This is a genomic window from Lachnoclostridium sp. (assembly GCF_031997925.1).
Classification (GTDB): Bacteria; Bacillota; Clostridia; order Lachnospirales; family Lachnospiraceae; genus Lachnoclostridium.
This window is the reverse complement of the sequence record NZ_DAMADT010000004.1, coordinates 201,492-222,975: the sequence shown is the minus strand read 5'-3', so window position 1 is coordinate 222,975 and position 21,484 is coordinate 201,492. Positions and strand designations below refer to the sequence as shown.

The window sequence follows — 21,484 nt, the reverse complement described above, 5'->3', positions numbered from 1 at the left end:
ACCTCTCATCAATATAATCAATAAGAATAAACTACAAAGTTAATATCTTCATGGATGCTTCAATAGTTTCCCTAATATCGATGTTATTTGGATGACCGAATTTCATAAATAAAAAGCTTCCTTGACAATGTATTTCATCTACAACTGAAATTTCTTTTTCCTCTAAGATTTTTCTAACAGCATCCTGTCCTTGTGTCTTTTTTACGCTGGAAGTAATAAATACTACTTTTTTTATATTTTCTTTATTAAGGTTCTCTGCAAATTCTATCAAACCTGGTAAACTAGTTCCTCCATAGATTCCGCCAACAATAAAGAGTAAGTCAGCAGTTCCAAGGTTTGGTTTACTTACTACATCCTCTGCTTGAACATTCAACGCTTTCGCTAAAGCTAAGGCTATCTTTTTCGAATGTCTGGTTTTCGTTGCATATACAATTTTTACTTTATTCATGATTAAGAATTCCCCCTAATATAATATTAAACTGAACATCAAACAATTCTTGCGCCTGTTCTAAAGTTAAATCTGTATCTCTCGATATCATAAGATTAAAACCGAGAAATGAACTCCAAATGGAAAACGCAGCCTTATCAGAATCCATTGGCTTTATTAATCCAGCGTCCATACCTTCTTTTAAATTTCTACTAATATTTGATATCCATTCTAGTTTGTCAGATTTTCGTCTGCTGTATTTATGAAGTACAATTAGATTGTATTTTTCAGACTCTTCAAAAGCTAAAAGAAGTATCCGATGAAATACTGTCTTCATATTGGTAATGACGTCTTTTTCATCATCTAATAATTCTAAAATTTGAGAACGAAGCCATCCTGTCTCTGCTACTTCAATGGCATCTAAGATCTCTTGTTTATCTTTGAAATGATGATAGACAACACCAGTGGAATATTTCATCTTTTGAATAATCTTTCTAATTGATACTGCCTCAAATCCCTCTTCAATTCCCATCTCTAGCGCAGTATCCAGAATCTTTTGTCGAATCATCTCACTGCGCATCTTTTGTTCTTCTCTTGCCATTTGGTAGCCCTCCATTAATACATAACAGTGTTTATAAACATAACGCTGTTATGTTTATAATAAATAAAAGAAAGCCAAATGTCAAGATATGTTTACATATACCCCATTTGGCTTGTAATATGGGCAGAAGGAAATTGATTTATCATTTACCTCCTTCCCATTTTGTAAGTTTGATTTTATGAAGTTTGGCTTATAGTTTATTCTAATTCTTACCTCGGAATAGTGAAAGATAATCTCCGTATCCTTCCATTTCCATTCTTTCTTTTGGAACGAATTTTAAGGAGGCACTATTAATGCAGTATCTTAATCCACCAAATTCAGCAGGACCATCTTCAAATACATGTCCAAGATGCGAATCACCTATTTTACTTCTTACTTCAGTACGTATCATACCATGGCTATAATCCGAAATTTCTAAAAGTGCACTTCCATTTAGTGGCTTTGCAAAGCTAGGCCATCCACATCCAGAATCAAATTTGTCATTTGATTGAAAAAGTGGTTCTCCCGTAGTAATATCCACATAGATTCCTTCTCGAAACTCATGAAAATATTCATTTTGAAAAGCGGGTTCTGTTGCATTGTTCTGAGTTACCTCATACTGTGTTTTCGTTAAGCTCTTTTCTAAAAAATCTTTTGATTTTTTCGTATAGTTACCATTTTTTATATTCTTTATCTCCATACTAAGCTTCTTTCTATTTGATTAGTTCCTAAAGTTATATTTTTTCTGTTTTACTTTTTTCTGTTCTACTTTTTTCTGTTTTACTTTTTTCTGCTTTACTTTTTTTCTGCCATACTTTTTTCTGCTTTACTTTTTTCTGCTTTACTTTTTTCTGTTCTATCTTTTACTAATGAACTAGTCCATTAAATTATAGTAAATTTGTAAGTTTAATTGATCACATCATTTATATACTCTTAGTTACAATTCTTAACCTATTACAGATCCGTATTATCATTTTTCATTAGTTCTTCCATCTTCTGTTTATTTTCCTGTGATAAAGTATCAAGAAGATAATTACGATTTTTCCCTTGTGTATCTAAGAATTCATTTTTTAGTGTTTCATTTACTCTTTCTATCTCATCTTTTAAATCTCTTGCAGATAATAAGGAACATCCTGCTCCCCTAATAATAATCTGCTGTAAACCGTCTGAGGTTGCTACTGTGATGTTATACTTTCTCTGATTGTCATGAGCAAATTTTTCAATATACTGATCTGCTGTCTGTGCCTCTCTGGTATATACTAGATGAATATTATGATAGTTGATTACTTCCTCAGGATGTCCTTGTAATCGATAAGCGTCAAATACAACGATAATTTTACATTTACGAATCCCCTGATAATTGCATAGAATATCAAGCAATTTCATTCTGGCACCATCCATATTCTCATCAGCATGTTCTTTTAATTCAGGCCATGCGAAGATAATATTATATCCATCCACAAGAAGATACTCGTCTTTATTTTCTTTCTGCCTATTGATGTAGGTAGTAGGCTCATAGTAACTTTCACGTGCACTTTTGCTTCTTTTCCATACAGATTTCTTCCCTTGGTTAGAATAGAAGGTACTATTCATTATTTTATCAATCTCTTCTAAACTAATAAAAGTCTCTTCTCTCTGTGTGAATTGGGGTTCAACTATCTTTTCTGAAACTTCTCCTTTTTCTTTTAGATAGCCTTCCACATGCATATAGTTTTTCACTTCATTCCATTCCACCAAAAATCCTGCACCATGTGCACAAAAAACAGAACCTGTTGGATTTCCAATGTCTCGTTCTGAATCATAACCTATGCTTTCAATGACCTCCATAGTATTATGGCATGGAAGGTATCCTTTTAAACTACAAAAAAGCTTACCAAGACCTTTGGTATAAGCAATTACTTCTTTTTGATAATTTCTCATGGTTATGACTGGGGCAATCCCAGATAAAACAACCATATCACCATTTGTCTGTGATATTTCACATAAGCCATACATTTTTTCAATATCTGTCATAGCTCTTCCTACCATTTTCTCAGGTAGTTCCAATTGAAAAGAATAATAAGGTTCCAATAAGATAGAGTTTGTCTCTTTTAAACCTTGGCGTACCGCACGGTAAGTAGCTTCTCTGAAATCTCCACCTTCTGTATGTTTATTATGTGCTCTTCCTGCGACCAGCGTAATTTTCATATCCGTTATTGCAGAACCTGTTAGTACTCCTCTGTGAGCTTTTTCTTCTAGATGCGTCAGAATAAGTCTTTGCCAGCTTTTCCCCAATAGGTCCTCACTACAGTCTATCCCAAACTCTAAACCGCTTCCTGGTTCCCCTGGCTCTAATAATAGATGAACCTCAGCATAATGTCTCAATGGTTCAAAATGTCCTACCCCTTCTACAACATTTCCAATTGTCTCTTTATATACGATTCTTCCAGCATCAAATGACACCTCTACACCAAAACGGGTTTGAATCATATTCTGAAGGATTTCTATCTGCACTTCTCCCATGATCTGTGCTTGAATTTCTTGTAACTGCTCATCCCATACAATATGCAGTTCTGGTTCTTCCTCTTCAATCTGGCGAAGCTTCGGGATCATCATTCTTGGGTCGCAACCTTGTGGGAGGATAATCTGATAGGACAAGACTGGTTCTAATACAGGTGTATCAGAAATTTCCTCTATTCCTAAGCCTTCCCCTGGCTTTGTTTGACTAAGTCCCGTTACTGCAAACACACTTCCAGCCTCAACCTCATTTACTGGATCGTATTTTTGCCCGGAGTAGATTCTGATTTGATTCACCTTCTCTTCCCAGACTCCATTTGATAAGGCATCCTTTACCTTAAGTTTTCCACCAGTAAGTTTCATGTGTGTTAGTCGGTTTCCTTGATCATCTCTTGTTATCTTGAATACTTTAGCCCCAAATTCATCCGGGTAACTAGGTAGCATCGTATAGGTGTTAATACCCTTTAAGAATTCCTCAATACCATCTAATCTTAAAGCTGATCCGAAAAAACAAGGAAATACTTTACGTTCTTTTATCGCCTGCATTATCTGATTTGTTTCCACACGCCCAGTTTCTAAATAAGATTCCATCATGAGCTCATCACACATTGCTAATTGATCGTAAAATTCATCTGTCTTAACTTGTCCAAAATCAATGCATCCATCATCTAACTGATTTTTCAGATCATGTAATATCTTATCTTTCTCAGTCCCAGGCTGATCCATCTTATTAATAAATAAAAAAACAGGTATCTGATACATATCAAGCAAGTGCCATAGAGTTTTGGTATGTCCCTGTATTCCATCTGCTCCGCTAATAACTAAAATAGCGTAATCAAGTACCTGAAGTGTTCTCTCCATTTCCGCTGAAAAATCCACATGTCCTGGTGTATCAAGTAGTGTTATATTGGTCTCACCTAGCTCAAATAAGGCTTGTTTTGAAAATATTGTAATTCCTCTTGCCCTTTCTAATTCATAAGTGTCTAAGTAAGCATCTTTGTTGTCAACCCTACCTAATTTTCCGATTTTACCACTCGTATAAAGTATACTCTCCGATAATGTCGTCTTACCCGCATCCACATGCGCTAATATTCCAATAATTAATTTGTTCATATCTATTTCTAATCCTTTATTTTTATCTATTCTTAAAAACTACAACCTAGTTAGATTGCCTGTCGAATCTTCTATTTATATGATACCAGTAAGTTTGCAATTTGACAATTTCCACATATTATTTTTCATAAAAACAAGAAATAGTACTCACAAATTTTTCTTTTTCCTATATGAAAAAATAGCTCTACACCTAGTATCTAGGCGAGTTCCAATGGTATCTCGCTCAAACAATTGATGCAGAGCCAAGAAGGATTATAGTACTATTCCATACAAACCTTAATCCTTTTTGTGATATTCAACTTTAGTAACATTTTATTTTGATTTTGTTAAATCTCTTTACTATTTACCAAAAACTATTACACCTTCAATTATTTCAAATCCGTTTTTCTCATAAAATTTCTCTGATGGATATCCTTTTTCTGTATTTAATATTATTGCATTCATACCTTGCTTTTTAATATCTTCTTCTATTTCTTTTATAAACCAACTTCCAATACCTTTGCCCTGCATTTCGTAACTAACACAAAACTGGTCAATATAGTATTCCATACCTTTAATCCATGGTTTTTTCATACCAATACTTATGGCTACAACTTTATCGTCTAACATAGCTGCGTAGCCAACAAAGTAATTATTGTTATAATGATTATTGAATAAATTAACTACTTGTTCTCTTGATTCGTAAACATCATTCCATGGTTCTTTCGTGAATGATTCAATAAATACATCAACACAGTTATCAATCATTTGTTTTTTTATTTCTAACATAACCAAATTTTCCATTATATCAATTCTCCATATATGTATTTATTTCATTGGTAATAAATATACTTTAAATACCAATAAAGTCAAAACGAATATTCGCGATCCGCTTATGTTACTTGCTGATAACATCACTGCCACTACGTGGCATTTCAGTAAGAGCTTGAACTAGTTTGTACTCCATAGGTAAGTCCTTCCCTAATAAGGTTAAATTGCTCATTAATTTATTATATATCATAGTGTCGTAAAATTAAACAAGGATCTACATGATTCTTAATATAAATACTGAAACAATCAAACCATTGTAAACACTTGGCCTATTTCAATTTTCAAATAGGTTCAACATTGCGCTAACTATATTATTAGCTAAATATTGAGTTAGAGAGTAATTATCCTATGAAATTTGGATAGATAAAAAATGTATCAAAAACAAATTTGACATATTTTTACTTCTATATTGTTTATAGAATAAAACTTAGGAGATTGACATGAGAAAAAAAATATATGTATTTGTAACACTGATATTATTAATAATATTAAGTTCATGCTCTAGAAAAAAAATTCAAAATGATGATTCTTTAGGAGCTTTATCAGAGATAGTACCAACAGTTGAACAAAAAAATAAAGAAACATTAACTGTTACACCAACAGTTACTCCAACTCTTACTCCAACAACTACACCAACATGGGTATTCAGTGGTCTTCCACCATTTGAATATGGAAATTTAGTAAAGCAAGATGCTACAGCCACATTTGATTTTTATTACTATGAAGGTGTTAATAACCCAGATGACATTTTAAGTTATATATCTTCAATAAAAGAATTTGGTTTTAATGAAGATATATATATTAATTCATATGAATTGAATTCAGAAATCTTATTCGGTGGGATAAATCAAGACCAATATTCGATAGGAATACATCTAGAAGGAACAAACTGCTGCATTAGTTTTGGACTATCAATTTATGAATAGGAAGAAGCCATGGCATGTGAGCGCTTTACAAACGTTACTCAATAGATTAATCAAAATTCATTAAAAAAGAACTATATAAAGATGTAGTTTTATTCACACAATTTAAAAGGGGAAAGAAAATGATGATGAAACAAAGATTTTCTAACAAATCCCTTTCGTAAAATATGTGAATTAAGGGAACTCGTTAAGGTTCCCTTAATTCACATAGTAAGAAAATAATGAAATATCTCATTAAAATGTCTGGATCAAAAATTTCTAACAAATCCTAAAATTCTTTTTGCTATATTGGTGCGAATAAGCATCAATTATTTAACTTTTTTACGCTCTCATTAATAAGTAGTTGAGGATATAGACAAATAACTTCTGGCTCACCTGCTTCATCATTTATATTTTTAAATAATAATCTACAGGAGTTTCTCGCAAGCTTACCTAAATCTTGATCAATCGTTGTAATCTTTGGTGTTACTACAAAATTGTGCAGTGTATTGTCATAGCTTATTATCGAATAATCCTCCGGTACTTTTTTGCCACATTCGCTTAAGCATCTAAGGAATCCAAGTGTCATCATATCATTACAACTATACACCGCTGTTAAATCAGTCTTTACAATTTCTTTTCCAGCATTATATCCACCAATCATCTTGTATTGACCATCATAAATATACTTCTCATCAACTGGCAAGTTAAATTGTTTCATAGCCTCTATATAGCCAGTTACACGAGAGTTCGTGGCAGATTTCGATACAGCATATCCTATACAACCAATCTTGGTATGTCCACTTTTTACTAACATTGAAATTGCTTGCATAGATCCATTAATATTGTCAATATATACTTTGTTGCAATTAATATCATCCAAATATCGGTCAACCATAACATAAGGGATTGGTATTGTTTCTAAATAGGTTTTAATCTTTTGATAGTCTTCCTTTGTTCCAATACTTGGAGTATAAAGAATACCATCAACACCTCTGGAAACCAACAGATGTAAAAGCTCAATATCTGCCATTGGATTCTCATCTGTATTAACAATCATCATTGCGTATCCTTTTTTACGGCAGTATTCTTCAATTTTCTTTGATAAGGATGAAAAGAAGATATTCTCAATATCAGGTATAATTAACCCGATGACATTGGATTTTTTCGTTACCAAACTTCTTGCCTGTTGATTGACTGTATAGTTATACTTTTCAGCAACTTCTAATATTCTTTTTTTTGTATCTTCAGCAATTCTGCAATCTTTATGATTTAACACTAAAGAAACTGCTGCGACACTAACTCCTGCTTCTCGTGCTATATCTTTAATTGTAACTTTCATTTCTATAACCTCCGGACAAAGAAACCTTTACAATATATAGTAACACACGAGCATAGGAAAAGTCTATTCTATAAGAATAAAATCATAGACAAGATAAACATGAAGATAACTCCAGAAATCATTGGTAACGAAGTTCGCTTCACAATATCTAATGGGCTAACCTTAACGGTACCTGCGACAATCATAACTACTGCTGCTACAGGAGATACCGCTCTTATGATATTACCTGCTAACGCCATCGGTATCGTAACAGCCAGTGCATTGATACCAGCGGCAGTAGCCAAAGGCATCATAAGAGGTACTAACGCATAGAATAATGCGGTACCGCTTCCACTGAGTAAAACGATTAAAATGGTTAATCCAACAAGAATTAATGGCAAGATAAAACCTAACCCTGAACCTTGAATCTCAAGCATTGTAGCTTGTAGGGATGATATTAAACCTATTGATTTTAAACCCGAAACATACACAGTCGCAGCTACCAATAAGGCTACGATTGGCATGGAACTTCCCATTCCTTTAAAAAAGGATTCCGTTTTATTCAGCGCCTCTGCTGTACTTTTCTTACGTATTGCTTCACAAAAGATAGCGATTATAAAAGAAAACACTGCGGCTAGCTCAACGCTTACATTTACTGTAACTCCTGCAAAGGTATCAAATAAGTAAATCGCGATTAGCAATAAAATAGGAAATACCGGTAATATGGTATATACAGTTCGAAATAGCATGCCACCTTTTATTTCTTTTGTAGCTTCTATTTCTGCTGCCTCTATATCTACTTCATTTCCCATATGGCTTGCGTTTCTTTTATCCAAATACTTTTGCCAGAAGAAATGTACTGCTGCCATAACAATTAAGGTTGGAATCGATACTATTGCATGATATTTTAAAACATAATTCGATACTGTTAGTCCAGCAAATTCAGGGTATTTCGCAAGTTCTGTAGCAATTGCGACATTATCACCACCTAAAGGAGTTGGCATAACCGTCGCAGTTGTTGCAATTACTGCTGCTGTAGTAAGACGTGACATGCCCGCCTCACGAAGTACTGGATATAATGTAGCAAGCAGAATAATTGCTAAATTAGATGCACTTGGTATCACTAAGGAAAGTAAATTTCCAATAAGGAAAACAACAGGAACTAAAATGTATACTGACTTAATTTTTTTAATTGGTTTCGTTAGTGTATGAACTGTTACTTCATTCGCTCCAATTGCTGACATATACGCGGTATAACCACCTAAAATCATTATGATAAAACCAGCGGAATTAAGTGAAGATTTAAATTCATTGATGATGACAAGTAATGGATCTAAGAAAGTCAAGCCAGATGATTTAAAACCTTCACCACCAATTGTGTTACCCATAAATGTTGCGATATACATTAAAATAACACCCATTGCAAACATAGTTATTTTGATATCCATCTTTTTAATAAGCATAACAATCACAACAATAACAGACATTAATGCAATACTATACATGATAACGTTATTCATATGATTAGCTCCCATCTACGTGCTTTAGTACACGTATAAATCATATTTGGCTCCCATCTGCGTGCCACTGCACGGTATAAACAAGAAAAAGTACGCTTCGCGAACTTTTCCTTGTTATGAATAAATGGGTGCGAAAGTGTTTTTCTTATAAACTAGCTTTATCCCAGTTGTTTTTTTATCAAGTTTGACTCGTTAATTCTTACTAATTACATCTACGTATCGATTCCTTGAACCAGTCACGGAATTTATTAGCATCAACGTCAATGCAAACTTTGGCATTATTCGGTTGTTTCAAATAACCTTTTAAATCAACTACGGTACATCCAGCAGTCATCGAGCCAGCAAGCTCAACATCTACGTAGGTATCTACAACTTCATAGATTTCAGGAGCAAGCAGATACGCGATCGCAGTACTATCGTACATTTTTAAGCCCGTGTTAAAGCTTCCGCCACGATATGTTTTGAATAAGCAATACGCCATTTCTCCAGTTTTATTCATTGTTTTTATTTCTTCACTGTCTTCTGGTAATACTAGTGCTTTCAAACCAATATCCAAACCTACCATCGTAATGTTTAATCCACTATGGAAAAGGATATATGCAGCTTCTGGATCAACACCTACGTTATATTCTGACATAACCCCCTTATTACCACGGGTTAAACTTCCACCCATCATAACTACTTCTTTGATGTTTTCTTTCACCTCAGGATATACTTTTATTAGAAGAGCAACATTAGTTAATGGTCCAATTGCAACAATTGTAATTGGTTCTTTACTCTCCATGATGATATTTCTCATGGCATTCACAGCATTCTCAGCAATAGGGGTAACCGTAGGGTCTTCAAAGTCATAACCTTCCATACCACTCTTACCATGAATATAACTAGCATCTTCGTATGGCCTAATAAGTGGCCTATCTGCACCTACTGCAACAGGTATACTTTCTTTTTCAAAAAACTTTAATAAGCGTAATGCATTGTAAGTTGTTTTATCAATTCCTACATTTCCTGCAACCGTAGTTACTAATTTCACATCTAATTCATTGGCATATAGCGCTATTGCTATTGCTAAAGCATCATCGATGCCTGGATCTGTATCAATAATTATTGGTCTTTTATTCATAATTTCGATCCTCCTTAAAATATTCTTTTACTTCATTAAAATAAGGTATTGAGATTTGAGCACCTTTTTTAGTTACGGTTAATGCTGCGACATCCGAAGCAAATCTTAAGCCTTCTACGAAATCTTTCTCATAAATTAAGTAACGACATAAAGCTCCTATATAAGAATCTCCCGCTGCTGTTGTATCTACTGCCTCTACTTTTCTTGAGGTAATATACTCATAACCACCAGTATAATTCGTAATACTTCCATCTGTACCAAGGGTTATAATTGCTTTTACTCCTTTATCGTGAAATACCGCCAAGGCAATACGATAAGATTTTTCATCCTCTGGATAAATCCCAGTTAGCAGCTCACATTCACTTTGGTTTACAATCACTAAGTCTAAATACTTATAAAAACTATCGTCAAGAACCTTTGCAGGTGCAGGATTTAAAATAGTATAAAGTCCAAGCTCCTTTGCAAATTGAATTGATTTTTTTACTACTTCAAAATCATTCTCTAATTGAGTTAAAAAAATGTCACCTGGATTCGTCATCTTTTCCAACTTTTCTTTTATTGTTTCAAAATCTAGTGTATGATTTGCACCATTACTTAAGATAATTCGATTATCGTTGTTACATCTTGTTATCATCGCAACACCAGAAGAAACATTTTTTGATATCTCAACATTTGAGACATCCACTCCATATGATTTTATGTCATCCAATAATTGCTTTCCAAATATATCATTTCCAACATTCGCAATCATCTTCACTTCTACACCAAGTTTCGCAGCTGCGACGGCTTGATTGCCGCCTTTACCACCTGAGTTCATTAGGAAACCATATCCATTCATAGTTTCACCGCTTCTTGGCATATAATCACTTTGAATTGAAATGTCCATGTTTAGACTGCCTAACACAATTAGTTTTTTCATATTTTGGTCACCTCTTTACTATTTAAAACTGCTTACTCGCAATTGCATTTGTCAAGTAATCAATACTGCCAGTCAAGCACATCATTTCTTATGATATTTTACCATACCTGGTCCGAAATCTGCTGTAGGTCTTTCAATAAAACCAAACTTTTTATAAAATTCAGTTTGTCCCGGTGTGGACATTAATCCAATATAAGCACCATCGCATGCTGTATTTGAAAGATACTGCTCTATCCTCTCCATCAACATGGAACCAATCTTTAGTTTTTGGTATTCCGGAATAACCACGACATCTTTGATAAAAAAAACGATTCTTCCATCACCAACAATTCTTGAAATCCCAATCGGTTTTCCGTCATCAAATATCACTACGGAATAAAGAGTATTTTCAAGAGCAGTTTTTACATCGTCATATTCATAATATTTAAAATTCACTTGCTTTCTGACATCAATATATATTTCTGGAGTTAATGCATTGTCAACAATCTCTATATTCATTCTATCACCCACTTTGTTGTCAGGTTATCATGATACACGATACTTGTGTTAAAAATGAGCGCTTTTCAGCGCTCATTTAGGTTAAAATAATAAGACAAAAGATAACACTAAACAGCTAATCGTACCGACTATAATTGGTACACTTGTTCTCTTCACTAACTGAACTGGTGTTGCTCCTGTAGATGATGCTACAATTACAATAACAGCAGCAACTGGAGAAATCGAACGTACTAAGTTAGCAATCATCTGCATTGGTAATGCAATCATCGCTGGTGATACTCCAGCGGCAGCTGCCACACTTGGAATTATTCCTACGGTAGCATAGAATACCGATAACCCATTACCACTAATTAAGCCAATAATAAAGGTAATTCCACTGAAAGCTAACATCATAATGATTCCTGCTCCCTTTAGCCCATTTGCGGAATCCATTAACATGTCAATAATACCTAACGCTTTTAATCCATTTACGAAAACTGTTGCTGCAACCATAATGGATACTACAGATGCTAAGCCTGTACCCATACCTTTAAAGAATTCTTGAACATCCTGCGTAACCTTAGCAATATTTTTCTTTCTAAAAGCTTCAAAGATAATTGAAACAAATAAACTGATGAAAGTTATGGTAACCAATCCAACCTTCAGGGAAGGAAATCCTAGATTTATAACAATTACTAAAATCAAAGGTAACACCGGTAATAAAGCATACACAGTGGAAGGTAAATCTTCTCGTAGACCTTTTAATTCTGTTTTAAATGCTACACCTTTTGCTTCATCTCTCTTATCACAACGTTTTTGCCAGAAATAATGAGCAATTGCCATAAGAAGTAAGGAAGGTATGGAAATCATCGCATGCTTTCCAACGTAATCAATAATATTCATTCCAAATGTTTCAGCAGCAATTACATTATCTGCTCCAAGAGGAGTTGGCATAATAGTTGCAGTAGTTGCAATGATACCTGCTGCTGTCAATGGGCTCATACCTACTCTTGTAAGAATTGGGAATAATGTAGCCATTAATAATACACCTAAGCTTGATGCACTTGGAACTACTAAGGATAATAAGTTACCTAATATAAAGATAATTGGTACTAAAATATACTTTGACTTAATCATTCCTAACGGTTTTAACATGACTTGAACGGTTTTATCGTTTGCACCAATGTAGGTCATATAGGTGGAATATCCCATCAGAGTCATAAGTGTTAGACCAATGTTTCCTAATTGGCTTAAGAAAGCCGTTTCAATATTTTTGAAAATATCAAGTAGTGCAAGTCCTGTCGAAGCTTCTGTATCTAATACTGGATGTCCTAGTATTACAGCTGCAGCTAAAAGAATAATACCGCAAAATAGTAGTGCTATTGTAGTATTGTATTTTTTTACAATTAGCACTGTAAGCAATATGATTGCTGCGATTGAAATAATAATTTCGACCATATTTTTCTCCTTCTCTTTTTAAGATTAATAATTTAGTAATTATGATAAAACGTTTTATCAATTTGTAATTTTAAAATATCATTTTTTTGTATGCTTGTCAATAAAATTGTTAAAACGTTTAACCACTTTGTTAAATATAACATTTTTAATACTAAATTTTTGTGCTATTTTCCTAAAACATTTAACTTTTATTGTAAATTTAAAATTATAAATAGCCAAAAAAAACGTCGGTATTCTATTTCAAAATACCGACGCTTTTTTCTATTAATTCAATGAAATATATTATGATCTTTTCGGGCCATTTATTGAAGCATAGCCAGGTTGTGAAATACCTGCCGTACATGTCTTCCGGTGTATTTTGATGCTTTCCCTTAAGAAACTCTCCACATTATCGGTCATGAAATCACGCCCTATCTTCTTTTTTCTTTGATAATGTCATTTGTCTTTTTTAGATATTTTTTAATTACATCATAATCTGCACTGGCAACACATGAGAACAGGATATCGACGATTGTCAACATAGCAATTCTTGATCCCATAGCTCCGCTACGGATCATAATCTCTGGGGTTGATATACTTAAAACGATATCCGCCCGTTCCGCCAAAATGCTTTTTGAGTATCTGGTTATTGCAATTACTTTTGCTTTCTGCTTTTTCGCGATTTCCATGATATCAACAATTTCCTGGGTCTTACCTGAGTTTGATACCAGTATTGCCACATCATCGCTTGTAAGCAGAGTGGCCATCGCATATTGCTGATGACTGTCTTCCCAAGTAAAACATTCCTTATTGATACGAAGAAATTTATGAACCGCATCCGTACAAACTAGACTGGAGGCTCCTATTCCGAAGAAATAGATTCTTCTTGCCTTCTGGATGCTTTTAACAGCAGCTATCACCTCATTAATATTCAAAACACTAATGGTATCCTCTATCGATTGTATATTATTCTTAGCTATCTTTCGAATGATAACTGGAAAATCATCTCCCGGTTGGAGATCTGTATAGGAATCTTCTTCCGAATTTTCTTCAACATTCATTACCAGCGAGGAGGTCACGCTGATGATAAAGTCTCGATACCCTGTGAAGCCTAGAGTTTTGCAAAACCTCAAAACAGAAGCTTCACTCGTTCCACTTATACTTGACAATGTCTTGATTGACATTTTAGGAACCTCTCTTTGGTACTCTAATATACAGTCAGCTACCTTCTGTTCTACCGGTGTAAGACTGTCCTTAATTTCCCTGATTTTAATTAAAATATTGGTATCCCCTATAATCATACGTTTCTCCAGTCAGTAAAATATTATTTAGTTTTAATACTATTTGGCTTAATGGTTTTAATATCAGGCTTCAAAACAGCCTATTTTTTTGAAATTTATATAGACTTTTTACCGATGAAATTGTGGTAGATAATCTTTGTGAGCCTCAAGCAATTCATCCAGTACCTCTATGGCATACTTTTGGGAACCAACAAGCGGATTAATCATCATGGCACGTAGTGTTTTATCATAATCACCGGTTACCGCGGCTTCGCTAGCTGCGACTTCAAAGGATTTAATCTGCTGGATTAATCCATTTACGGACTTAGGTAATTTTCCAACCGAAATCGGAACCGGTCCATTCTTTGTGATCATACAACTTATTTCTGCAACCTCTTCATACTCCAAATTAGCCAGAGCACCGCGGTTTACCGTATTCACAACCTGGATATCCTTGGTATCGTTATAGATTGAGCATATCAGATTGCAGGCAGCATCACTATAATAGGAACCACCCCTTTTCTCTAATTGTTTAGGCTTTTCATTTAAAGCGGGATCCTTATATAATTCAAATAATTCTTCCTCAATTTTCTTAACTTTTTCAGCCCTGGTTCCGTTCTGCTTATAATTCTCAATTGCTTCCTCCAGATATTCCTTTGCCATATAGTAATATCTGTGATAGGAACAGGGAATGACACCCAGTTCCTTCATAAAGCCGATATACCATTCCGTTCCCTTAATATTCATAACCGTCTGGCTGCCCCATTTATCCATAACAGCATCCATCCGATCTTCACCGTCTACATAAACTCCGGTGACAAACACCATATGGTTCAGTCCTCCAAAGGTTACAAAGACTTCCTCTGTCGGTCTCTCCAAAATTTTAGCGATGGCTTTATGCATATCGATCGGCAAATTACACAATCCGATTACTTTTTTCCTATTTGAATATCTATTAATTGCCTCAGTAACCATTCCCACTGGATTCGTAAAATTAATCAACCATGCATCGTTGCATAGTTCATCCATGTCTTTACAGATATCCAGAAGTACGGGGATAGTCCTAAGTCCCTTAAATAAGCCACCGGCTCCATTTGTTTCCTGTCCAAGCATTCCATGACTGAGTGGAATTCTTTCGTCTTTGATTCTGGCCTCTAGTAATCCGACGCGCAATTGTGTTGTGACAAAGTCAGCATCCTTAAGTGCTTCCCTGCGGTTCAGAGTGGTATAAATCTTCATAGGTAATCCAGCCTTTTCCACCATGCGTTTTGCGAGTTCACCTACAATTTCCAATTTGTGCTTTCCTTCTTCAATATCTACCAGCCACAATTCTCTTACGGGTAATTTATCATAACGTTTGATAAAACCCTCCACCAATTCTGGCGTATAGCTAGAGCCACCGCCGATTGTTACGATTTTAATACCGTCCTTCATGTTAAACCTCCCATTATGTATTTTTATTTATATTTACTTCAAAATGAATTTATATGTTACCATACAATGTGAAAAACTGAAGAAGTGCACCTATTTTTCCGGCATTATTACCTAATGTACATGCTTCTATTTTCGTGTACTTTTCTAAATGCTGATGAATATCATATACCCGATTTTTTAAGTCATTGATGAATCTTTCCCTAATGCTTATCGCTCCACCAATGATTACTTTCTCGGGATCCATACAAACTGCCAAATTGCCAATTACTATTGCCAAATCCTCCAGCCATTCCTCATAAATCTCACGAATGATCTGCTGGTCTAGATGGTCAAAAATATAAATTCCATCCACCTTTTGTCCTAATGCTTCAGATACCCTCCTCACTAAGGTAGAGGTTGCAGCAGCAGCCTTATAGTTCCATTTGCTATCCTTCGTTTCCTTTCCAATTAAAGAAAACCCGAACTCTCCTGCTTTAAAATTTCTGCCGCGGAATAGTTCTCTATTATGTATAATTGCCCCGCCAATTCCGGTTCCAACGGTAACCATGCAGAAATCCTTACAGTCCCTGCCAGCACCAAGATGCAATTCGGCCAGAGCAGCACAGTTACTATCATTTTCAACAGCCACTCGATATCCGGTCAGCTCATAGAGCTTTTCCTTTAAATTATATCTTGTAAAATTCGCGCCAACACTATAATCCGTATTTAACCCAGTTTCGGGATCGATAAATCCCCCCATGCTGATTGCAATGCCGTCGATGGGCTCTGTATTTTCCGCAATAATTAACAGTAACTGTTTTAGAAATTGTTCCGGATCCCTTTCTGTCGGAACAGATTTCGGGTGTTCTTCGTGGAAATCCTCATCCATAATACTGTACTTGATAAAGGTGCCACCTATATCCATGGTTAGATATTTTTTCAAGAATATAAACTCCTTTCAAAATTTTATTAAATATCATTAATTTAAATGATACACAGTTGCAATTAGTTGATTTTCATTAAAATAATTCTCTTTCTGTCTGTATTCTATACAATCTGCCCAATGATGTCAATACAATTTCAATCTTTTATTTCATTATAATTTTTATTTTTGAAATTATATTTTACCTTATTTTTTATAATACTGGTATTTTGGATAAATTTATACAAAAAAAAACAGCCAATTGGCTGTTTTTTATTTAATCTCTTATTTCATCTTAAAATCACAGATAAACCCCTTTTTAGAATACATAGTTTTAACAGGACTATAATTAGTCACACTGTTTCCCATTAAATATAGCTCATTTAGGTTCACAAGTCCTTTTAAAGAAGTAATACTTTTAATCTTATTATCCTTTAAATATAGCTTTTCCAGAAGAGTAAGCTTTGTTAAAGGCTTTACATCAGTGATTTTATTTCCGTTCATTGATAATACTTTTAGTTTTTTCAAACCGGAAATTGCGCTGATATCACTGATGGAATTTCTTTGAAGGTATAAACGTTCCAATCCACTCAGATTTTTTAACGAATTTATTGAAGAAATCTTATTATTTGATAAATCCAAGTACTTTAAATTAGTCAATGTCTTTAACCCAGTGATATCATTGATTTTATTATTATCTAATATCAAAGACTTGAGGTTTTTCAGATTTTTAAGACTGTCAATATTCTGTATACTATTTTTCCCACCCTCTAAGACTACCAGTTTTGTTAGTTTATTTAGAGAGGATATATTTTTTATATTATTCTCACGTATATATAGCTCTCGCAAGTTTGTTAATGTTGACAATGCACTAACGGATTCAATCTGGTTACCATTTAGGGATAGAACCTCTAGCTTAGTTAATTTTTTAAGAGCATTTATATCAGAAATCATGTTACGTTGAAGGTAAAGTACACGTAGTTTTGTCAGATTACCTATAGCTGATATATCCTTAATCGATAACTGTCCGGCATCCAGATACTCAAGATTTGTTAGTTTACTCAAATCTTTTAAGCTTTTTACCCCTTTCGGTAGCTTCAATCGATATATGCCATACAGCTCTTCTTCCGATATTTTTCCTGATACTTTTCCAAGTTTCTCTCTAACTGCCTTTTCTACGAAAGGATCTGCAAAACTAATATATTTACTGCTTTCCGCCGGTAATTTATCATAAGAATTCATTTCTGTTATTATTGTGTTCCAAGCATTCAAATGATACTTCTTCCCATTCGTATCATTATAATCTGGTATATTTGCAAGACTCCAAAGAGAAATGCCGCCAAGCTTATAAGATTTTGCTAATGCAATCTTAGCACGAATACTAGAAGTATCTTCATAGATTATGACATTCCAAGTCTTGTTAGAGGAATTAAAGTACTGAATGTATGGACTTTGTAATTCATTGTTATATCCATAAGTTAAATTCTGCCCATATCCATCCGAATTATCGACTCGTGCCTTTATTGTTTTATACAACGGGGTAATCTTTCCTCCTCTACTTAAGGTTGTATCCGGCAGGTCATCCCAAGCCTTTGCACTTTTTACATCAAACTGCCACTGAGCAGCATCAAATGTAATCTGTAACCAAACTTTAGAAAGCTCTGAGGTATCAGAAGCTGCTTTCTTTATATCGTTTAAAGCCATTCTAACCATTTGTATCGGTGCAAGGCTGTGGGTGGGGCTTAAAACATTATAGCTTGTGTACTGCTCTATCTGATTCTTTTGTAGCTTTTGTATTGGTTCATAGTCATGAGCCATGACAATTACACGGTCTGCTACATCAAGTATCTTCGAAAAATCATAACCATCGTAATAAAAAGCTGGATTTACTGCTACATAAAGTTTTTTACCCATGCTATCAAATTGTTTCCTAAGTTCCATCAAAAACTGTGTATAATACGTGCTGATTGGCTTTCCATTATAGAGAATAGGTTTACCATTTCCATCTGTATTGCGAAGCCCTTCAAAATCAATTACCACACCATCATAGTAAATATCTTCTCCTTGCGAAACATCTGTCTGCACTGCATTTACTATTGCTAACACCATAGCTGATCGCTCATTCGCATATGGTAATAACTTCGCACCATCATTACCATCCATATAAATATTTAGCTGGATTGATTTTCCTTGACTCTTTGCATATTCTAACGGTTGAAGATAATCATTTGGATAATAGAATCCATAGTTACCATTTTGACCTTTCACAGTATTTAGACAACCAGAATCTTTTGCATCTATTCTACTCCAAGCAAAACTTATGGAATCTAATTTGTCTATGTATTTTTTCATCTGTTCGGAAAATACTGCGTTCGAAGGATAAAATGCATGAAGTTCTCCGCTCTTTTGATTTCCTACTTTAACAGTGTTATTTTCAATGGCGTTGTCATTTGAGGTATTTTCTGCTGCCTTAGCGGGTAATGACTGTATTAGGAATATCGTTATTATAAGAAAACAAATACATGATCTAAGTAATCTTTTCATAAACTTATCCTTATTGTATTTTTTACAGTATTTATTATTAATGAAATCATTTCTCTTCATCAAATCTCCTCCTCTATTATGTTAGGTTAATATTATAATTTTTAGAAATGTAAATTAACAATCCGACTTTGTTTCTATGTAGTAGATAGTGACATATTAATTAACTTTTACAATTATGCAACTTATCTATTAAACAAGAAAAAGTACGCTTCGTGAACATTTCCTTGTCATGAATTATGCTTATATCATGTTGTATTTCAATCTCCTTTAAAACAATACTACTTTTTAATTCAACTAACAATGTAAATTTTTGTTATATTATTACTTGAATTCTACTAAATGATATTCACATTCCCACGTTATATGGGTTGAACTATTCATATCCATTTGGGATACCTAATATGCAATTTTTGTGGTTGGCTAGACTCATTGAACAGTCCCATCGCAGTAAGCAAAATATATACAGCAGTGATGTTCTGAATTCAGTGGCAAAAGAAGTTTTGGAAAAGGACGGTCTTGCCGGATTAGCGCCGATAATACCATTCATTGATATTATCATCGTTGAAGAGTATATTATGAACAATAAGAAATAGTTTGTACTAGTATAATTAATTACCAACTAAAAGGACTGAGTCCTGTGCAATACAGAGCTCAATCCTCGTTAGTTGCTAATTCTAACTGTCCAACATTTTGGGTTCAGTTCATATGGATGATTAGTAGTTTATATATGTATTCACTTTACTTAGTTTAGGTTTTATAATTAAAAACATTTTATATTTTTCTTGCTTTAATAATAGCTCTGCTTGTAGTTTCGCTAATAGGATTGCAATTGTAATCCCCGTATTCTTCTTCAATAATAAAACCTGTAGAAGATAACCAAGAATGTATTTGCTCAAGAGTAGCAAAATGTTTTACAACATCGATGTCTTGTTTGATTATTTCTCCACTTATACAATGAAGTTCGAACCTGCGTATAGATTTTACAGTTTCAGTTTCTTTGTCAAATGTACTACCAAACAGTATCATTTTACCTGTATTTCCATCACTATCTGTTCCTTCCCAAATCACACGTTCACTCGGATCGTCAAACCAATATTCGGGATGTAAAGTATATCCATAATCAATATAGATAATACCGCCAGATACCAGTGATTTAGCTGATTTATCAATAAGTAACTTCTGTGCTTTTTCATAGTCCATGTCAGAAATGATATTGAACAAAAAATTTCCCGCGATTACTACAATATTATAATCGTTACCCCAGTCATCATTAATAACATCAGCTTTATACCAAAAAATATTGCTTAGTCCCTCCGTTTTCGACTCTATTTTACTTAGCATATAAGAATCAAAATCTAATCCTGTAACAACATGACCTGCTTTTGCTAAAGGGACAAGAATTCGACCACTCCCACAAGCAATCTCAAGAATACGCTTTGGTTTCGGACCTATCACTGATAGTAAAAATTCGACATCGTTAGTATCGGTTGCATCTTGTTCATACATATCAGCTATCCACTTTGAAATAGTTGGTTTTTCTTTAAACAATTTCTTATCCTCCATCTGATAGGAGGGTTAAAATATAGTCGCCCTCCTCATATATTCCAAACTTTCTAATATTGTATACTTCATAAGAAATCACCCTTTCAAATAAATTATTTATTATAACGCATAAGCAGTATAACCAGCTATGATTATCATAGTATAATACACATTTAACCAATTATCAACTACCTCGATTACAAGGTAGTTGATAGTAATAGGTAAAATATTTTTATTCTTTCTTATGTTGAAGCTATAAATTTTATAATATCGACACATCAACTAAAACCTTGACTATTACTGTTGACACATTACCTACTGCTGCCTTAGTTAGGTTAACAACTTCCTGTAATACTACATAGAAAAAACTATCATTTTTCTCGCTTATCGGATTTCTGGTAACATTCGCTACAATGGCTCTTTCAGATACACAGCAATTATTACATACAATCATTCTCTCACTGATCTGTGCATTAATATAAAGTCCTGTTTCTCTATTTACAGTTTCCGCCGCAATCCTCCAGTTGTTAGTTACAGTATCTAAATTAAATCTATTATCCTCTATACCAGTAAACGATATTTCATACCTTTCTGTACTGAACATGGATATTAATCCTTTTATTTATTATCTTATGCTACGAAATATTATTGTTTCTTA

General features: G+C 34.0%; 18 protein-coding genes and 1 pseudogene. 2 read left to right on the top strand and 17 right to left on the bottom strand.

The genetic code is table 11. The features are described 5' to 3' along the window. Positions 1-31: 31 nt before the first annotated feature. The 5 genes and pseudogenes from RTP52_RS05095 to RTP52_RS05075 all read right to left on the bottom strand — a co-directional run bounded on the left by RTP52_RS05095 (position 32) and on the right by RTP52_RS05075 (position 5,399). Complete coding sequence (locus RTP52_RS05095; protein ID WP_312101418.1) at positions 32-448, bottom strand: flavodoxin domain-containing protein; 417 nt, start codon at positions 446-448, stop codon at positions 32-34. Then, positions 441-1,028, bottom strand: coding sequence for a TetR/AcrR family transcriptional regulator (locus RTP52_RS05090; protein WP_312369628.1), 588 nt, complete (start codon positions 1,026-1,028; stop codon positions 441-443). Before RTP52_RS05090 ends, RTP52_RS05095 begins: the two co-directional genes overlap by 8 nt. Before the next feature lie 202 nt (positions 1,029-1,230). Beyond that, positions 1,231-1,671 (bottom strand): annotated as a pseudogene (gene msrB, locus RTP52_RS05085) (peptide-methionine (R)-S-oxide reductase MsrB); the annotation flags it as partial. A gap of 290 nt (positions 1,672-1,961) precedes the next feature. Then, complete coding sequence (locus RTP52_RS05080) at positions 1,962-4,616, bottom strand: TetM/TetW/TetO/TetS family tetracycline resistance ribosomal protection protein (RefSeq protein WP_312369624.1); 2,655 nt, start codon at positions 4,614-4,616, stop codon at positions 1,962-1,964. Between the two features lie 339 nt (positions 4,617-4,955). Beyond that, complete coding sequence (locus RTP52_RS05075; RefSeq protein WP_312101407.1) at positions 4,956-5,399, bottom strand: GNAT family N-acetyltransferase; 444 nt, start codon at positions 5,397-5,399, stop codon at positions 4,956-4,958. A 467-nt stretch (positions 5,400-5,866) separates the two neighbouring features. On the opposite strand from RTP52_RS05075, the gene RTP52_RS05070 reads away from it, so the two are divergent. After that, positions 5,867-6,352 carry a hypothetical protein gene (locus tag RTP52_RS05070; protein WP_312369622.1) on the top strand — a complete coding sequence of 162 codons (486 nt, stop codon included), beginning with the start codon at positions 5,867-5,869 and terminating at the stop codon, positions 6,350-6,352. Positions 6,353-6,653: 301 nt separating this feature from the next. Here RTP52_RS05070 and RTP52_RS05065 read toward each other — a convergent pair whose 3' ends face one another. The 10 genes from RTP52_RS05065 to RTP52_RS05020 all read right to left on the bottom strand — a co-directional run bounded on the left by RTP52_RS05065 (position 6,654) and on the right by RTP52_RS05020 (position 19,344). Continuing rightward, positions 6,654-7,670 carry a LacI family DNA-binding transcriptional regulator gene (locus RTP52_RS05065; RefSeq protein ID WP_312369620.1) on the bottom strand — a complete coding sequence of 339 codons (1,017 nt, stop codon included), beginning with the start codon at positions 7,668-7,670 and terminating at the stop codon, positions 6,654-6,656. Between the two features lie 68 nt (positions 7,671-7,738). Beyond that, on the bottom strand, positions 7,739-9,169 hold the full coding sequence (gene dcuC / locus RTP52_RS05060; protein ID WP_312369618.1) for a C4-dicarboxylate transporter DcuC: 1,431 nt from the start codon (positions 9,167-9,169) through the stop codon (positions 7,739-7,741). Between the two features lie 202 nt (positions 9,170-9,371). Continuing rightward, positions 9,372-10,292, bottom strand: a complete 921-nt coding sequence (gene rihC / locus RTP52_RS05055; RefSeq protein ID WP_312369616.1) for a ribonucleoside hydrolase RihC — start codon at positions 10,290-10,292, stop codon at positions 9,372-9,374. Beyond that, entirely contained in the window at positions 10,285-11,211 is a 927-nt protein-coding gene (gene rbsK / locus RTP52_RS05050; RefSeq protein ID WP_312101394.1) for a ribokinase, read from the bottom strand. The genes rihC and rbsK overlap by 8 nt, the downstream gene beginning before the upstream one ends. 81 nt (positions 11,212-11,292) lie before the next feature. Then, on the bottom strand, positions 11,293-11,709 hold the full coding sequence (locus tag RTP52_RS05045; protein ID WP_312369614.1) for a GNAT family N-acetyltransferase: 417 nt from the start codon (positions 11,707-11,709) through the stop codon (positions 11,293-11,295). 81 nt (positions 11,710-11,790) lie between these two features. Then, positions 11,791-13,146, bottom strand: coding sequence for a C4-dicarboxylate transporter DcuC (dcuC, locus tag RTP52_RS05040; protein WP_312101389.1), 1,356 nt, complete (start codon positions 13,144-13,146; stop codon positions 11,791-11,793). A 410-nt stretch (positions 13,147-13,556) separates the two neighbouring features. Then, entirely contained in the window at positions 13,557-14,426 is an 870-nt protein-coding gene (locus tag RTP52_RS05035; RefSeq protein WP_312101384.1) for a MurR/RpiR family transcriptional regulator, read from the bottom strand. Positions 14,427-14,534: 108 nt separating this feature from the next. Further along, entirely contained in the window at positions 14,535-15,839 is a 1,305-nt protein-coding gene (locus RTP52_RS05030; protein ID WP_312369612.1) for a 6-phospho-beta-glucosidase, read from the bottom strand. 49 nt (positions 15,840-15,888) lie between these two features. Further along, positions 15,889-16,761, bottom strand: coding sequence for an ROK family protein (locus RTP52_RS05025; protein WP_312369610.1), 873 nt, complete (start codon positions 16,759-16,761; stop codon positions 15,889-15,891). Positions 16,762-17,025: 264 nt separating this feature from the next. Next, positions 17,026-19,344 carry a leucine-rich repeat domain-containing protein gene (locus RTP52_RS05020; RefSeq protein WP_312369608.1) on the bottom strand — a complete coding sequence of 773 codons (2,319 nt, stop codon included), beginning with the start codon at positions 19,342-19,344 and terminating at the stop codon, positions 17,026-17,028. Positions 19,345-19,685: 341 nt separating this feature from the next. Between RTP52_RS05020 and RTP52_RS05015 the strand changes: the two genes are divergently transcribed. Further along, positions 19,686-19,877: a hypothetical protein gene (locus tag RTP52_RS05015; RefSeq protein WP_312369606.1), complete on the top strand. Its 192-nt coding sequence runs from the start codon at positions 19,686-19,688 to the stop codon at positions 19,875-19,877. A 178-nt stretch (positions 19,878-20,055) separates the two neighbouring features. Here RTP52_RS05015 and RTP52_RS05010 read toward each other — a convergent pair whose 3' ends face one another. After that, complete coding sequence (locus RTP52_RS05010; protein WP_312369604.1) at positions 20,056-20,832, bottom strand: class I SAM-dependent methyltransferase; 777 nt, start codon at positions 20,830-20,832, stop codon at positions 20,056-20,058. A 256-nt stretch (positions 20,833-21,088) separates the two neighbouring features. Continuing rightward, positions 21,089-21,430 (bottom strand): hypothetical protein, encoded by a 342-nt coding sequence (locus tag RTP52_RS05005; RefSeq protein ID WP_312106582.1) that lies wholly within the window; start codon positions 21,428-21,430, stop codon positions 21,089-21,091. Positions 21,431-21,484: the final 54 nt, after the last annotated feature.